Raw genomic sequence first — 14420 nt, forward strand, 5'->3', positions numbered from 1 at the left:
TATGAAAATACTTTACATTCACGGATTTAACTCAGCTGGCTACGGTGATAAGATTAACTATTTAAGGGAGGCATTTAAACCAAGAAATGTAATATCTCCAACTTTACATTACGACCCGGAAGAAGCTGTATCTCAACTTGAGTTTTTGGTAAAAGCAATAAAAGAAAAAGATAAGCTTTATATATTTGGCACATCTTTAGGAGGGTTTTACGCTCTTTACTTAACAGAGAGATTTAAAGTTCCTAGTGTACTAATAAATCCTTCTATAGACCCTTACACTTCATTACAAAAACAAGTTGGACCCCAAAAAAACTTTAAAACAGACGAAGAGTACATATTCACTCAAGATCATCTTGAAAAGCTAAAAAATTACTATATTAAAGACTTAAACTCTTTAAAAGATTTAGTTTACGTTTATTTAGATGAAGAAGATGAACTTTTAGATAGTAAAAAGACGGCAGAATACTTTAAAGGTTTTCACGTTGTAATGTATCCCGGCGGTAATCACCGTTTTACCCATATGAAAGAGTTGATAGAAGATTTTAAAAAAATCTTGGAGGCAAAATGAAGAAAGTAATAATTTTAGGAAGTGGTCCTAACAGAATAGGACAAGGTGTTGAGTTTGATTACGCTTGTGTTCACTGTGTTTGGTCATTAAGAGAAGAAGGATACCAAGCAATAATGGTAAACTGCAACCCTGAAACAGTCTCTACAGACTACGACACTTCAGATAAACTCTTTTTTGAACCTATAGTTTTAGAGGATGTTTTCAACATAATAGAAAGGGAAAAACCTGATGGTGTTGTTGTTCAGTTTGGAGGTCAAACACCTTTAAAACTTGCAAAACCCCTTGAAAAGTTAAATGTCCCTATTTTGGGAACATCTCCAGAAAGTATAGATATAGCAGAAGATAGAGAAAGATTTAGAGACCTAATTATAAGTTTAGGTTTAAAACAACCTGAAAGTGGTATAGCAAGGTCAAAAGAGGAAGCTCTAAAAATTGCTGAAGAGATAGGATACCCAGTTTTAGTAAGACCTTCCTACGTTTTAGGTGGAAGGGCGATGAGACTAGTTTACGATACATCAGAGCTACTTCAGTATATAGAAGAAGCTGTAACTGTAACAGAAGATAAACCAATTTTAATAGATAAGTTTTTAGATGGAAGTATTGAGGTTGATGTTGACTGTGTATGTGATGGTGATGATGTTTTGGTTGGAGCTGTGATGGAGCATATTGAAGAGGCAGGAATTCACTCAGGAGACAGTGCAACCTGTATTCCTCACTACACTCTTGATGATGAGATAGTAGTAAAAATAAAACAGCAATCTAAAAAACTTGCAAAAGCTTTAAACACAATAGGACTTATAAACATACAGTATGCAATAAAAGACGGTGAGATATACGTAATAGAAGCAAATCCAAGAGCATCAAGAACAGTTCCATTTGTAAGTAAAGCTATCGGTTATCCTTTAGCTAAAATTGCATCAAAAGTTATGGTAGGTAAAAAGTTAAAAGAAATAGTTCCTCAAGTTTTCCAAATAAAAGATGTTCATCCAGCTTCTGACTTTTTATCAGTTGACTTTCCTTACTACGCAGTTAAGGAAGTAGTATTTCCTTGGAACAGGTTTCCAGAGGTAGACCCTATACTTGGACCTGAGATGAAGAGTACGGGAGAAGTTATGGGAATAGACAAGGACTTTGGACTTGCTTACTGGAAAGCTCAAGCAGGAGCCGGACAAATACTACCTCAATCAGGAAACGTCTTTATCTCAGTAGCAGATAAAGATAAACCACAAATAATAGATATAGCAAAACAACTTTTAGACCTTGGATTTAAGATATACGCCACTTCTGGAACCTATAGATTTTTACAACAAAACGGTATTAATGCAACTCTTGTAAACAAGTTATCTGAAGAAAGACCAAATATAGTAGATAGGATAAAAAATAGTGAGATAGCTATGATTATAAATACTCCATCTGGAAAAAGAGAAAGGTCAGACGCATACTACATAAGAAGAGCGGCTGTAGCTACAAAAACACCTTACTTTACCACTGTAAGAGGAGCTTCTGCTGCAGTTATGGCAATAAAGTCTTACAAGGAAAAAGGTTTAAACGTCATTGCATTACAAGATATGGAGGCTAAGTAATGTTAACGTATCAAGAAGCATTAAGTGTAATACTTGAAAATACAAAAATCTTAGGAAAAGAAAAAGTTTTTTTAAATGATGCTCTAAACAGAGTTTTAGCAGAAGACATAGTGGCAGACAGAGATAATCCACCTGCTGATAACAGTGGTATGGATGGTTTTGCAGTAAGGTATGAAGATATAGTAGGTGCAAGCCAGACAAATCCAGCAGTTTTAAAAATATTCGGAGAAAGTAAAGCTGGAGACATTCCACCAGTATTAGAAAAAGGCTATGCTATACCTATATACACTGGTGCTCTCATTCCCCAAGGAGCTGACACAGTAATTCAAAAAGAGTTTACAAAGGTTGAAGATGGAAAAGTATACATATACAAAGAGTTAAAAAAAGGTTCTAACATAAGACCAAAAGCTGGAGATTATAAAAAAGGAGATGTTTTAATAAAATCTGGAAAAACCCTAAGACCACCTGAAATAGGAATACTTTCTTCAGTAAACAAACCTACAGTATACGTTTACCAAAAACCTAGAGTAGCAATAATCACAACAGGAGATGAGATTTTAGACTTAGCAGAGCCTATAACAAAAGAGTCCCAAATAAGAACATCAAATACGTACTCTCTTTACGCCCAAGTATTACAAGTAGGTGCTTATCCTACAGTTATAGGATTTGCAAAGGATAACCCAGAAGATATAAGAGAAAAGTTAAAATACGCTAAAAACTTTGATATAGTTCTTACAACAGGTGGAGTGTCTGTAGGAGAGTACGATTTGGTTAAGGATTTTGTAAAAGAAGTTTTAAATGTTAATATTCATTTTTGGAAAGTTGCTATAAAACCGGGTAAACCTCTTGTTTTTGGAACTTGGGGAGAAGATAACAGTAAACTATTTTTTGGTATTCCGGGTAATCCGGTTGCATCTATGGTTGTTTTTGAAGTTTTTGTAAAACCTGCTTTAAGTAAAATGATGGGATATGAAAAAATACACAGTCTTACTGTAGATGCTATCTTAACTCAAGATTTTAGCAGGAAATCAGCTGATAGACTTGAGTTTATAAGAGTCAATGTTGAATATAAAAATGGAAATTTCTACGCAACACCATTCGGAAAGCAAGGTTCCAACATATTAACAGGAATGGTTAACGCCAATGGCTTAGGTATAGTAGAAGTAGGTGTTGAATCGTTAAAAAAAGATGATAAAATTAGAGTAGTACTGTTTGATACGGAGTTTTTGTATGGTTAGAAAGTTAGGTATCTTTAGTTTATTTTTATTATTTTTGGTTTTGTCTTGTGCTACAGTTCAAGACCCTTTAACTGGTAAACCTACTTTTACATTATTACCACCAGAACAAGAGATAGCCATAGGGAAAAAAGTAATCCCTCAAGCAATAAATGAAAACAATGGACTTTATCCTGATGAAGAAGTTCAAAACTACATAAGAAAAATAGGATATAAAGTAGCATCAAAATCTCCAAGACAAGTTGATTACCAATTTTTCTTAGTTAATTCAAAAGAAGTAAACGCCTTTGCTCTCCCTGGAGGACCAGTTTTTGTAAACAGAGGACTTGTCCTTATATTAGACAATGAGTCTGAACTTGCAGGTGTAATAGCCCACGAGGTAGGACACATCACAGCAAGACACCACGCAAAATTTTTAGAAAAGACTTACGGAATAAACATACTTTTAAACATTTTAGCTATTGCCACCTCAAACTCTCAGTATCAACAGCTTATAATGCAGCTGGCACAGGTATCAGCAGGACTTTTACAGTTAAAGTACAGCCGAGACCAAGAAAATGAAGCGGATGCCCTTGGAGTTAGGTTTACCTATGAAGCTGGATACGACCCAAGAGGTTTGATATCCACTTTTGAAAAATTCAAATCTATGGAAAAAGTAAACGCACCTAAGTGGCTTTTAACCCACCCTTTACCTGAAGATAGAATAAAAAATGTATCTATCTTGATAGAAACAAAGTATCCTGATAAATTACTTTTGAAAAAAGACAGTGAAGAGTTTAAAATCGTAAAGCAAAAACTTTTAAAAACCAATGAAAGTTTTCAACTTGTAGAAGATGCAAAGGAAAACATAAAAAATAAAAACTTCTCTGCAGCATTATCAAACCTTAACAAAGCTATTTCCCTATTTCCTAACAATAATGCTGCTTACACTTACAGAGCTTTAGTTTACTATAGTTTAAAAGACTACCAAAAAGCTTATTTAGACTCGGTAAAAGCTTACAATTTAGATAAAAACTACTTCCTCCCAAGACTGATTTTAGGAGCTTCTTTGGTAAAGATGAACCAGTATAAAGAAGCTATAATTGTATTAGAAGATGCTAAAAAACTCATAGATACTAATCCAGACCTTTACTACTTTTTAGGTGTGGCTTACCAAGAATACGGAGATAAAAATCTTGCAATTGAAAACTTAAAGACAGCTCTCAATTTAACTGATGGAAAAAGAGGATGGGAAAGTGATGCAAAATTAAGGTTAAGAAGTTTAGGCTATATTTAATAAATAACCTTGTTCCTTCCAGATTCTTTAGCCTTGTATAGTTTTTTATCTACATCTTCTATTATCCTATCTACAGGTTCTCCTGGATGTACTTCTTTAACTCCAAAACTTGCTGTTATCTTAATCTCTTTTCCGTTGTATATCAAAGGTGTTTTTTCTAAAGTTTCTCTTATTTTTTCAGCTATTACAATAGCTTCTTCTAAAGTTGTGTTTGGAAGGAGAATTATAAACTCCTCACCACCAAATCTGAATATATAGTCAGATTTTCTCAAGTTTTGCTTTATTATTTTAACGAAATGTTTTAAAGCTTCATCTCCAGCTAAATGACCGTAAGTATCATTTATCTTTTTAAAAAAGTCAATATCTGCAATTATGATTGATATAGGAAGTCTTGTAAGCTCAGAAATTTCAAAGTGCTTTTGTAAAATTACGTTAAATCCTCTTCTTGTCGAAACTCCTGTTAATGGATCTTTAGCAAATTCAAGTGCTAAAAGTTTAGTGTTTAGGTAAGAAAAGTTATTTATATTCTGAAGTAGAATATTTTCTATTTCATTTAAGATGAAGAATAATTCTTTATAAAATCCTTGATTTTTATAGCTTTGAGCTATTTCTATTAAATTATGGAAGTTTTTATGTAAGAATTTAATGTTTTTGAATATTATCTCTTCTTCTATAAGCTGTTTTCCTTCTTCCTTTAACCAGATTCTAAACTCACAGGATTTGTAGTCTACACTATCAAAATCTCTATCAGTAATGATTGAGTATAGAAAGTTTCTAAGATACTCAATATGTGATTTTAAAGGTCTAGAGAGCTGATAAATCATCTCACTTGGTATTATATGGTTTTCTAAAAATGTTAAGTTGTTTATTTCTCTTTTAGTATAACTTTCAACATATCCTTTTGAAAAGGAGTTTACTATATCTTCAAAAAGTCTCTCTACCCTCTTAGCTTCTCTTAAATCTACATTGTTAGGTAAGTGGGCTATGAAATTTTTTCTCAAAAAGTCAAAAAGAGATACAGCTTCAACAAAAATAACATCGCTTTCTGCAAAAAATAATCCTATTTCTTCAAAAGATTTAACCTTATTTTTATCTTTTAATGTTTGAGTAAGTAAATCTTTTATTTGGAATAGACTTTCTTTACATAAAAAAGATTTAAATTTTTTTTCAACGTATGTCAAAAGTCTAGAAAAAATTACATCAATTTTTTCTTCTGTTATAACCATAACATTACCTCACTATCTCAAAAATGGTATCTATCCATTTATAAGTTTCAACAGTAATGTCCCCTATTTCTTTGTCTGATAAACCATAATTTTCTTTAAACTTCTTTACTTCTTTTAAATTGTTTTTCTCAATGTTTATCACAAAATTTAACAACTCTCCAAAGTATCCAGATCTCTCTACTAAAACCTTTTCAAATTCTTGGGATAGTTTTAAATCATTTAAAATTGTCTTTATATCAACTTTAAATATCTTTTCTGCTAAAGACAAAACACCGACTAAAAAAGCAGTATCTGCTATATTTTGATCAGGGTTTATTTTTAAGCTCAACAATTCCATAAATTTACCTCTAAACAGTTCCATTTTAACAGCTTCTATATCCATATCATTTTTAGCTACAGAAATCATAGAAATTAAAAGCAGCCAACTTAAAATGTTCTTTCTCCCCAGATAAATAACAGCTCTATTTATTGATGTAATAGGATTTGCTAAGTAAAAGAATGATGAGTTTACATACTTAAGTAGTGCTACACTTATATCAGGATTCGCTTTTATCGCTTCTGCAATATCGTTTAGATCATCTTCTTCAGTTACATATCTAATTAATTTTAAAACCTCTAACTTATTAAAACTTTCTTCTTTCGTAGTTAACTGCTCTGGTTTTGTAAAAAATTCTCCTTCAAAGAGTTTAAATCCAAGATTTAATGCTTTGTTAAAGTCTTCATTACTATCGACATCTTCTGCTTTTAGCATAAAAGGTAGCTCATGAATAAGACTTATAAATTTTTCTTTATCTGAGTTAAAGTTTTTTAAACTTACAGATAAATACTCAAATATACTTACGGCAGGTAGGTATGTGTCTGGGTTAAACTCTCCTTCAGAGACTTCTAAAGAGAAGGTAAATCCTTCTTCCTTTAAGGATTTTAACTTATCTAATAAAATTTTAGATTTTAAATATTTTGACTCTACTTCTAAAATAAATACTTCCTTGTTTATCAGATTTAAAAAATCTGTGAAAATTATTACATCCGGGTGAACCTTTATAAAGGCATTCTTTCCACTTAAAAATTTTTTTATATCTAATTGAGATATGGTGTAGTATAAATCTTTTATCATTTGGTTTAGATTAGATTCTTCTCTTTCGTATTTTATTTCATAGGCATAGAGATTTTTTTTATCATCAAAAACAGGAACCTTACATAAAATCATGCTGAAAACCCCTTTTATTTTAAGGATGTAAAAATTATAGCATTTATTAAATTTTTTTGCTATAATATCTTATTCAAAAACTTTGTGAAGGAGGTTAACCTTTTGGTTAAGATAAGACTTGCAAGAGCAGGAAGAAAGAAGCATCCAGTTTTTAGAATGGTAGTTATAGATAGTAAAAAACCAAGAGAAGGAAAGGCTATAGAGTATTTAGGAACTTATGACCCAATATTAAAAACTGGGAATGTAAATGTAGAAAAGGCAAAAGAATGGATCAGTAAAGGAGCTCAACCTACTGAAAGGGCGCTTAAAATATTGAAATCTTTCGGATTAGAAAACTAACTACTTGAAAGGAGGAATGGTGATGAGCAAGCTTACAGAAATTGTAGAACAGATGGCAAAAGCTATCGTAGACCACCCTGAGAAAGTTGAAGTTAAAGAGATTGAGGGAGAAAAAACAACTGTTGTTGAGCTTAAAGTAGCTCCAGAAGACTTAGGAAAAGTAATCGGAAAGCAAGGTAGAACAGCAAGAGCTATGAGAACTATTCTGGCAGCTGTTTCAAGAAAAGCCAATAAGAAAGCAGTTTTAGAAATATTAGAATAATTTTTGGAAGGGGGTTATCCCCCTTCTATTATAAACAATCTACTATCATCTTCTAACTGGTTTATGGTTATCTTGTAAACATTTTTATAATCAATGTTTTCCTTTGGCCACTCAATGATAACTAATCCTTTCCCAATAAAGTCTGATATGTCAAAGCTGTTTATTCTATACATATCCAGATGATATATATCAAAGTTTTTCCCTTCATACTGATTCATTATTCCAAAGGTAGGAGATGTTACTTCCTCTTCAACCCCTAAAGCTTTTAGTAAATACTTTGTAAAAGTTGTCTTTCCAGCTCCTAAGTCTCCTTCAAGTAAGATAACTTCGTTTCCTTTTAATCTTTTTGAAAAATCTTGTGTAAAGCTTTCCAACTCTTTTAAATTTTTTACTAAAACTTTCTCTTCCATTTGATATACAACCTTGTAAGTTTATTAAAAAACATCTATAATTATTCTATCATTTTAAAACCGGAGGCAGTTATGTTTTACGGCTCTGTTGTTGCTCTTATAACGCCATTTAAAGATGGTTCCTTAGACAGAAAATCTCTAAAAAAATTAATAGAGTTTCATATAGAAAATCAAACAGATGCAATCGTTGTAGCAGGAACAACGGGAGAGTCTCCTACTTTAACCTATGAAGAACATGAGCTTTTAATTGAGCTTGCTGTTGAGTATGCCCATAAGAGAATACCTATAATAGCAGGAACAGGAGCAAACTCTACCCATGAGGCTATACTCCTTACCAAGTTTGCAGAAAAAGTAGGAGCTGATGCTTCTTTACAGGTTGTACCTTACTACAATAAACCTACTCAGGAAGGGATATACCAGCACTTTAAAGCTATAGCAGAAGAAACCAACATACCACTTATCCTTTACAACATTCCATCAAGAACAGGTGTTGATATGCTACCAGAGACTTTTGCAAGACTTTACTCTGATTTTCCTAACGTAATTGGGATAAAAGAAGCAACTGGAAACGTTGCAAGAGTTTCAGAAACTATATCCCTTACAAACGAAGAGGTTTTAATACTATCTGGAGATGATGCTTTAACCCTTCCTATGATGGCTGTCGGTGCAAAGGGAGTTATCTCAGTTGCAAACAATATAATTCCAAAAGAGATATCTCAGATGTGTAAGCTGGCCTTAGAAGGCAAGTTTGACGAAGCTCTAAAAATTCACAACAAATATTGGGACTTGTTTAAAGTCCTGTTTATAGAAACAAACCCTATACCTGTAAAAACAGCTGCATACCTTATGGGACTTATAGACAGTGGAGAGTTAAGACTTCCACTTTACTATATGAACTCAAAAAACGAAGAGAAGTTAAAAGATGTTCTAAAGAAGCACGGGCTGATTTCTTAATTTTGCAAATTTTCAAAAAAATACTATAAGATTTTAATTTATTTTTAAAAAGTTTATTTTGGTATAATTTTTGCTTAATTTTTGGAAAAAGCGTTGGAGTGTGTTTTGAAGGTAGGAATAGTTGGCATAGGAAATATGGGAAGTAAATATGTAAATAAGTTTAGAGAGTTAAATTTAGACTATGTTCTCATAGACTCTAACCAGTCTCAGTTTGAGAAGTATCCAGAAGATGTGCCAAAATACACAGATTTAGAAGAAGCTCTTGAAAAAGAGAATATAAACTTTTTATTTGTTGCAACCTCTCCAACCTCCCATATACCTATAGCAAGAAAAGCTATCGAGAGAAACATAAACGTAATGGTAGAAAAACCCCCTGCCCTTTCAAGAAGAGATTTTGAAGATATCTTAGATTTCGCATATAAAAACAACGTTATCTTAGCTGTGTCAGAAATTGAGCTTAACTCAAGTAGCGTTAGAAATTTAAAGATAAATGGTAAAGTCGAGAATGTTGAAGGTTATAGGTTAAACTTAGGAAAGGGATATATAAATCCTTTTTTTGACCTTGCGTGGCATGACCTTTATATATTTAACTATCTCTTTGGAAACTTTTCCATAAAAAAAGTTAGTATAGAAGGAAATAACGTTTACGTAAACGCAAACTCAGATAACACAGAGTTTAACCTTCAAGTTGCATGGCTTAACCCTTTCTTAAAAAGAAGCTGGCATTTAAAATCAGGTAGTGAAGAAACTTTGTTAGACTTTGTAGAGGACAAAATAATCTACCCATCAGGAGAAGTTGTAGAGAAGGATAACATTGATAAGTTAAAGATGATGATAGAAAAATTTATAAAAAATCCATCTTACGAAAGCTCCTTAAGAGCTTTAAACATTTTAAAAGAGATAGAAAAAATTAACATATAAAGGAGATGTTATGATTCCGATTATTAAACCTTTTTTTGGAAAAGAAGAGGAAGAAACAGTTTTAGAAATTATGAGAAGTGGACAGATTACAAGAGGAAAATGGACTTTAAAGTTTAGAGAGAGTTTTAAAGATTACATAGGAGTTGCATTTTGTCATACAGTTTGTAGTGGTACAGCTGCACTTTACATAGGTTTAAAGGCAATAGGCATAAGTAAAAAAGAAGATGTGGTTATAGTTCCATCTTTAAGTTTTATGGCAACTATAGATGCTGTTATAATGGCAGGTGGGACGCCTGTTGTTATTGATGTTGATGAAAGTTATACAATGGATGTAAACCAGTTAGAAGATGCTATTAAAAAGTACAATCCAAAAGCAATCATACCAGTACATCTGTTTGGTCAAACTGCAGACATGGACAGAATAAAATCTTTATGTCAAGAAAAAAATATAATAATTTTTGAAGATGCAGCACAGGCACACGGAGCTGAGTATAAAGGTAAAAAAGCAGGAAGTTTAGGAGATTTATCTGCTTTTAGCTTTTACGCATCTAAAAACGTCGCAATGGGAGAAGGTGGAGCTATCCTTACAAGCTCTCCTTACATTGATGAAAAGATTACAAACTGGATTGAGTTTGGAGACCATCCAGCCTTAAATCTAAGAATTACAGAATTTCAAGCAGGTATAGGATACTGGCAGTTAAAAAGGTTAGAGGAGACAAACGAAAAAAGAAGAAAGATAGCTAAAGTATATAATGAAGAGTTTAAAGATTTACCGGGTTTAATACTTCCACAAGAACTTCCAGATAGAAAACACGTTTATCACATATACGCTTTAAGACATCCAGAGAGAAACAAAATAGTAGAAAAACTTATAGAAAACGGTATAGGTGCAAGGGTTTACTATGAGTACACATTACATGAGCTAAGAAACGTAGAACATTTACCTTGTGATTTTGGAGAAAAGTGTAGTAGAGAGCTGTTTGCAATTCCAATTCATGCTTCTTTAACAGAAAATGAAGTTGAATATATTGTTGATACGGTCAAAAAAGTTGTCAAAGAGATATAGAAAAATGAAAAAATTTTTATTTGCATTAATTTTTGGGTCTATAGCTACCTCCTGTGTTGTAGTTGCAAGGCCTGGTGGTACAGCTGTTATAGTAGATACTCCCAATAAAATTGTTGTAAATCCAAGAGTTATCTACGTACCGAGATATGATGTATATGTAATAGACGATGATAGAGTTGAGGTTTATAAATACAAAAATAAATGGTACTGGTATAGAGGTGGTGTTTGGTACGTAGCTGAAAGATACGAAGGTCCTTGGATAATCTTAAGAGGAGAACCACCAATTGCAATACCCCCAGGTCAGTTAAGAAAAATGCAAGTTCATGAAAGAAATGAGGAAAGAAAATTCTTTAAAGAGTTAGAAAAAGAGAGAAAACGCGAAGAAAAAGAGTGGAAAAAGCACAACAAATGGGATGATTAATGGAGGTAGTCTATGAAAATAATAGAAGGGAATCTGGCAGCTGAAGGTTTAAAGTTTGGTATTGTACTTGGAAGGTTTAACAGCTTTATTACAGAGAGACTCTTAGAGGGTGCGATTGATTGTATACTAAGACACGGTGGCAACAAGGAAAATATAGATGTTGTAAGAGTACCGGGTTCCTTTGAGATTCCTTTAATTGCAAAGAAGTTAGCTAAATCTGGGAAATACGACGCTGTTATATGTCTTGGAGCTGTAATAAGAGGGTCTACGCCTCATTTTGATTATGTTGCAAATGAAGTAACAAAAGGAATAGCTCAAGTTTCCTTAGAAACAGAAGTTCCTATATCTTACGGCATTTTAACAACAGACACAATAGAGCAAGCAATAGAAAGAGCCGGAACAAAAATGGGAAATAAAGGCTTTGACGCAGCTCTAACAGCTATAGAAATGGTAAACATAATAAAACAGATAGGATAAATTGATGAAACAAAGTATAAAAAACATACAAAGACAAGCAAGAGAACTACTACTTAAAGTTTTTTACACATTTGACCAAAAAGGTGAACCTTTAGAAGATATTTTAAAAGAGTATACAAATTTAAAAGAAATAAGTCCTGAAGTTATAAACTATGCTAAAGAGATAATTTCCTTCTTCAATGAAAAGAAAGATAAGGTAGATGAAATGATAAAATCACATCTGGAAAAATGGAGGTTTGAAAGGTTAGGATATATAGAGAAAGCATTATTGAAAATAGCTATAACTGATTTTCTCAAGTTAAAAGAAAAAGGAAGAGAAGAAAATTTTATGATAAAACGAATAATATTAGATACGTTAGATTTAGTAGAATGTTATACAGGATCTAAAAAATCCGTAAAGTTTGTAAACGGAATTCTTGGAAGAGTAGTAAGGGAGTTGTTTAAAGGATATGAGGATAGTTTTTATATCAGATCTACACAGTAATATATACGCTGTGGAAGCTTTAAAAAAAGATTTAAAAAAAAGAAGTGTAGATAAAATTATATGTCTTGGAGATATTGTAGGTTATGGGGCAAATCCTGTAGAAGTTGTAGAATGGGTAAAAGAGAACTGTGATTTATCTTTACGAGGCAATCATGACACTTTAGTGTCGAATGCTGAGCCTATAGATATGCATAACCCTTACACACTAAAAGCAGCTTTTTATAACTCAGAAGTTTTAGAAGATAAACATAAAGAGTTTTTGAGATCTTTAGAAAAAGATTACGAAGACGATGAAATGGTCTTGACCCACGATGAGCCTTGTATCCCTGGAAGTATGATATAGAAAAAGCTGCAAAGGATATAACTAAAATTTTTTAGCAACTCTTGACAAAATGCAGTCAAATGATTACTTTAATCGTATGAAACCACAAGAAAAAATAAAAAGAGTTCTTACCATAAGAGTAGGGGGAAAAGAAAGAAAAAGAAAAGTAAGAACTCTACTTTTAGACCTTGCTCACTTTAGAAACATACTTACAATCCTTATCACAAAATATTATACCCTTTATAAAGAACATTTACTAAACCAATCTATTCTCTATGGTCTTGTTGCAAAAAACTATACAGGTAAATACAAAGAAGAGTTTGAAAAGGTCTTAAAAAATATAGAAAGTAATCCTGAATTAGCAGACCTACTTATAAAACTTAAAAATCAGAAAGAGAAAGTAGATAATCCTCACTACATCCAATACATCATCCGTCAGACTATAAAAGACTTTAAAAACTTTTTCAAATCTCTTGAAAGCTTTAAAACCAATCCTGAAAAATTTAAAGAAATACCAAGACCACCTAAAGCTAAAAAACTTAAATATCTTATGAACTTTTCTGTAGAAGGAAATGTTAACACCTTTAAGCAAGAAGGAGATAAAATAATAATCAGGCTCAAAAACAATAAGTATCTTAAAGTTAAATTACCTAAAGATTTCCCTTATAAAATTTCTTCACTAAGAATAAAACTCTTTGGAGATGACCTTTATGTAGATGCTGTTTATGAGCAAGAAGTAGAATTAAAAAATCCTGTAGGAGAATATAAAGCAGGAATAGATATTGGACTTGATGAAATGATATCTGTTGTAAGTGAAAATGTAGAGTTAAAAAGTTTTATAGTATCAGGAAAAGAAATAAAAGCTTTCAATCAGTGGTTTAACAAAGAAATGTCAAAACTTAGAGCTGAAATAAACAACTTAAAAAACTCTGTCAAGAGAGGTTTTATTGAAAACCAAGTTGCTACTAAGAAGATTTATGAATTAGAATTAAAGATGAAATCTCTATCTTCCCACAGAAAGAGGTGGCTTGATAACAACTTTCACAAAATAGCAAGGAAACTGGTTGATTTACTCCATGAAACAGGACATAAAACCATCTACATAGGAAAAAATGCAATTGAAAGTAAAAACGGTATAGACTTAGGAAAGAAAACTAATCAAGAGTTTGTATCTATTCCTTTTAGAAGGTTGATAAAGTTAATAGAATACAAAGCTTATGAGTATGGGATGGAAGTTATAGAGGTTGATGAGAGTTATACATCTAAAACATCACCGTTAGCTAATATATTTGAAGTAAAAGAGACAAAAAATAAAGAAGTATGTCAAGGAAAAAGGGATGGAGATATATTTAAAGATAAAGTTTTAAATAAAGTATTTCACGCAGATTTAGTGGGAGCAGTAAATATTATTAGAGTAGGAGCCAAGCTCCTGAGACTTAGATTTTACGAAAATCTTAAAACTTTCTTTATAAAGCTTTGCAATCCTGTAAAGCTTAAGTTGATTGATTTGTTTTACAAAGTATCTCCTGAGTCCTTACGGATAGGGAGTAGTAGGCAGGGAGTAAAATTCTCTGCAGGGTGGATGGAAAAATCAGGTTATTTGAATACATTTGGAACTTAAAACCTGGTTTTTCTATACCTACTAAATGCCAATCTACCACAGTTATTC

At 32.1% G+C, this 14420-nt stretch carries 17 protein-coding genes; 14 read left to right on the forward strand and 3 right to left on the reverse strand.

Annotated features, from left to right (window positions below):
• The first annotated feature begins 1 nt into the window (after position 1).
• From SULAZ_RS00660 to SULAZ_RS00675, 4 genes are read left to right on the forward strand one after another with little or no spacing between them, the layout of a single operon-like run.
• Positions 2-568 (forward strand): YqiA/YcfP family alpha/beta fold hydrolase, encoded by a 567-nt coding sequence (locus tag SULAZ_RS00660; protein WP_012673958.1) that lies wholly within the window; start codon positions 2-4, stop codon positions 566-568.
• The gene (gene carB / locus SULAZ_RS00665; protein WP_012674887.1) at positions 565-2151 is read left to right on the forward strand and encodes a carbamoyl-phosphate synthase large subunit; all 1587 of its coding nucleotides are present in this window, start codon (positions 565-567) and stop codon (positions 2149-2151) included. Before SULAZ_RS00660 ends, carB begins: the two co-directional genes overlap by 4 nt.
• A complete protein-coding gene (locus tag SULAZ_RS00670) occupies positions 2151-3389 on the forward strand; it encodes a molybdopterin molybdotransferase MoeA (RefSeq protein WP_012674591.1) in 1239 nt (412 codons plus the stop codon). The genes carB and SULAZ_RS00670 overlap by 1 nt, the downstream gene beginning before the upstream one ends.
• Entirely contained in the window at positions 3382-4662 is a 1281-nt protein-coding gene (locus SULAZ_RS00675) for a beta-barrel assembly-enhancing protease (protein ID WP_012674187.1), read from the forward strand. The genes SULAZ_RS00670 and SULAZ_RS00675 overlap by 8 nt, the downstream gene beginning before the upstream one ends.
• Here the strand turns inward: SULAZ_RS00675 and SULAZ_RS00680 are convergent.
• Both SULAZ_RS00680 and SULAZ_RS00685 read right to left on the reverse strand, forming a co-directional pair.
• The gene (locus SULAZ_RS00680) at positions 4659-5888 is read right to left on the reverse strand and encodes a sensor domain-containing diguanylate cyclase (protein ID WP_012674920.1); all 1230 of its coding nucleotides are present in this window, start codon (positions 5886-5888) and stop codon (positions 4659-4661) included. The genes SULAZ_RS00675 and SULAZ_RS00680 overlap by 4 nt on opposite strands.
• A 4-nt stretch (positions 5889-5892) precedes the next feature.
• A complete protein-coding gene (locus SULAZ_RS00685) occupies positions 5893-7095 on the reverse strand; it encodes an EAL and HDOD domain-containing protein (RefSeq protein ID WP_012675108.1) in 1203 nt (400 codons plus the stop codon).
• A 102-nt stretch (positions 7096-7197) separates the two neighbouring features.
• On the opposite strand from SULAZ_RS00685, the gene rpsP reads away from it, so the two are divergent.
• Together rpsP and SULAZ_RS00695 are read left to right on the forward strand one after the other, a co-directional pair.
• Positions 7198-7434 carry a 30S ribosomal protein S16 gene (gene rpsP, locus SULAZ_RS00690; RefSeq protein ID WP_012674126.1) on the forward strand — a complete coding sequence of 79 codons (237 nt, stop codon included), beginning with the start codon at positions 7198-7200 and terminating at the stop codon, positions 7432-7434.
• A 22-nt stretch (positions 7435-7456) separates the two neighbouring features.
• The gene (locus SULAZ_RS00695) at positions 7457-7696 is read left to right on the forward strand and encodes a KH domain-containing protein (protein ID WP_012674417.1); all 240 of its coding nucleotides are present in this window, start codon (positions 7457-7459) and stop codon (positions 7694-7696) included.
• Positions 7697-7710: 14 nt separating this feature from the next.
• Here the strand turns inward: SULAZ_RS00695 and tsaE are convergent, their stop codons facing one another.
• Positions 7711-8106 carry a tRNA (adenosine(37)-N6)-threonylcarbamoyltransferase complex ATPase subunit type 1 TsaE gene (gene tsaE / locus SULAZ_RS00700; protein WP_012673815.1) on the reverse strand — a complete coding sequence of 132 codons (396 nt, stop codon included), beginning with the start codon at positions 8104-8106 and terminating at the stop codon, positions 7711-7713.
• A gap of 72 nt (positions 8107-8178) precedes the next feature.
• On the opposite strand from tsaE, the gene dapA reads away from it, so the two are divergent.
• The 8 genes from dapA (at position 8179) to SULAZ_RS00740 (ending at position 14372) form a co-directional block, all read left to right on the forward strand.
• Positions 8179-9060 (forward strand): 4-hydroxy-tetrahydrodipicolinate synthase, encoded by an 882-nt coding sequence (dapA, locus tag SULAZ_RS00705; RefSeq protein WP_012674530.1) that lies wholly within the window; start codon positions 8179-8181, stop codon positions 9058-9060.
• Positions 9061-9141: 81 nt separating this feature from the next.
• Positions 9142-9981 (forward strand): Gfo/Idh/MocA family protein, encoded by an 840-nt coding sequence (locus tag SULAZ_RS00710; protein WP_228357449.1) that lies wholly within the window; start codon positions 9142-9144, stop codon positions 9979-9981.
• Between the two features lie 10 nt (positions 9982-9991).
• Complete coding sequence (locus SULAZ_RS00715) at positions 9992-11047, forward strand: DegT/DnrJ/EryC1/StrS family aminotransferase (protein WP_012673886.1); 1056 nt, start codon at positions 9992-9994, stop codon at positions 11045-11047.
• Between the two features lie 4 nt (positions 11048-11051).
• Positions 11052-11468 carry a hypothetical protein gene (locus SULAZ_RS00720; protein WP_012674664.1) on the forward strand — a complete coding sequence of 139 codons (417 nt, stop codon included), beginning with the start codon at positions 11052-11054 and terminating at the stop codon, positions 11466-11468.
• A gap of 12 nt (positions 11469-11480) precedes the next feature.
• The gene (gene ribH / locus SULAZ_RS00725; RefSeq protein WP_012673659.1) at positions 11481-11945 is read left to right on the forward strand and encodes a 6,7-dimethyl-8-ribityllumazine synthase; all 465 of its coding nucleotides are present in this window, start codon (positions 11481-11483) and stop codon (positions 11943-11945) included.
• A gap of 4 nt (positions 11946-11949) precedes the next feature.
• On the forward strand, positions 11950-12429 hold the full coding sequence (nusB, locus tag SULAZ_RS00730; RefSeq protein WP_012674439.1) for a transcription antitermination factor NusB: 480 nt from the start codon (positions 11950-11952) through the stop codon (positions 12427-12429).
• Positions 12395-12772, forward strand: a complete 378-nt coding sequence (locus tag SULAZ_RS00735) for a metallophosphoesterase family protein (protein WP_012673640.1) — start codon at positions 12395-12397, stop codon at positions 12770-12772. The genes nusB and SULAZ_RS00735 overlap by 35 nt, the downstream gene beginning before the upstream one ends.
• A 76-nt stretch (positions 12773-12848) precedes the next feature.
• Entirely contained in the window at positions 12849-14372 is a 1524-nt protein-coding gene (locus tag SULAZ_RS00740) for an RNA-guided endonuclease InsQ/TnpB family protein (RefSeq protein WP_012675123.1), read from the forward strand.
• Positions 14373-14420: the final 48 nt, after the last annotated feature.

This window comes from Sulfurihydrogenibium azorense Az-Fu1 (assembly GCF_000021545.1).
In the GTDB taxonomy this organism is placed as follows: domain Bacteria; phylum Aquificota; class Aquificia; order Aquificales; family Hydrogenothermaceae; genus Sulfurihydrogenibium; species Sulfurihydrogenibium azorense.

Excerpts from the sequence above, each read along its gene's own strand:
- SULAZ_RS00660 (WP_012673958.1), top strand. The coding sequence starts at position 2 with ATGAAAATACTTTACATTCACGGATTTAACTCAGCTGGCTACGGTGAT.
- carB (WP_012674887.1), top strand. The coding sequence starts at position 565 with ATGAAGAAAGTAATAATTTTAGGAAGTGGTCCTAACAGAATAGGACAA.
- SULAZ_RS00670 (WP_012674591.1), top strand. The coding sequence starts at position 2,151 with ATGTTAACGTATCAAGAAGCATTAAGTGTAATACTTGAAAATACAAAA.
- SULAZ_RS00675 (WP_012674187.1), top strand. The coding sequence starts at position 3,382 with ATGGTTAGAAAGTTAGGTATCTTTAGTTTATTTTTATTATTTTTGGTT.
- SULAZ_RS00680 (WP_012674920.1), bottom strand. The coding sequence starts at position 5,888 with ATGGTTATAACAGAAGAAAAAATTGATGTAATTTTTTCTAGACTTTTG.
- SULAZ_RS00685 (WP_012675108.1), bottom strand. The coding sequence starts at position 7,095 with ATGATTTTATGTAAGGTTCCTGTTTTTGATGATAAAAAAAATCTCTAT.
- SULAZ_RS00695 (WP_012674417.1), top strand. The coding sequence starts at position 7,457 with ATGAGCAAGCTTACAGAAATTGTAGAACAGATGGCAAAAGCTATCGTA.
- tsaE (WP_012673815.1), bottom strand. The coding sequence starts at position 8,106 with ATGGAAGAGAAAGTTTTAGTAAAAAATTTAAAAGAGTTGGAAAGCTTT.
- dapA (WP_012674530.1), top strand. The coding sequence starts at position 8,179 with ATGTTTTACGGCTCTGTTGTTGCTCTTATAACGCCATTTAAAGATGGT.
- SULAZ_RS00715 (WP_012673886.1), top strand. The coding sequence starts at position 9,992 with ATGATTCCGATTATTAAACCTTTTTTTGGAAAAGAAGAGGAAGAAACA.
- SULAZ_RS00720 (WP_012674664.1), top strand. The coding sequence starts at position 11,052 with ATGAAAAAATTTTTATTTGCATTAATTTTTGGGTCTATAGCTACCTCC.
- ribH (WP_012673659.1), top strand. The coding sequence starts at position 11,481 with ATGAAAATAATAGAAGGGAATCTGGCAGCTGAAGGTTTAAAGTTTGGT.
- nusB (WP_012674439.1), top strand. The coding sequence starts at position 11,950 with ATGAAACAAAGTATAAAAAACATACAAAGACAAGCAAGAGAACTACTA.
- SULAZ_RS00735 (WP_012673640.1), top strand. The coding sequence starts at position 12,395 with ATGAGGATAGTTTTTATATCAGATCTACACAGTAATATATACGCTGTG.
- SULAZ_RS00740 (WP_012675123.1), top strand. The coding sequence starts at position 12,849 with ATGAAACCACAAGAAAAAATAAAAAGAGTTCTTACCATAAGAGTAGGG.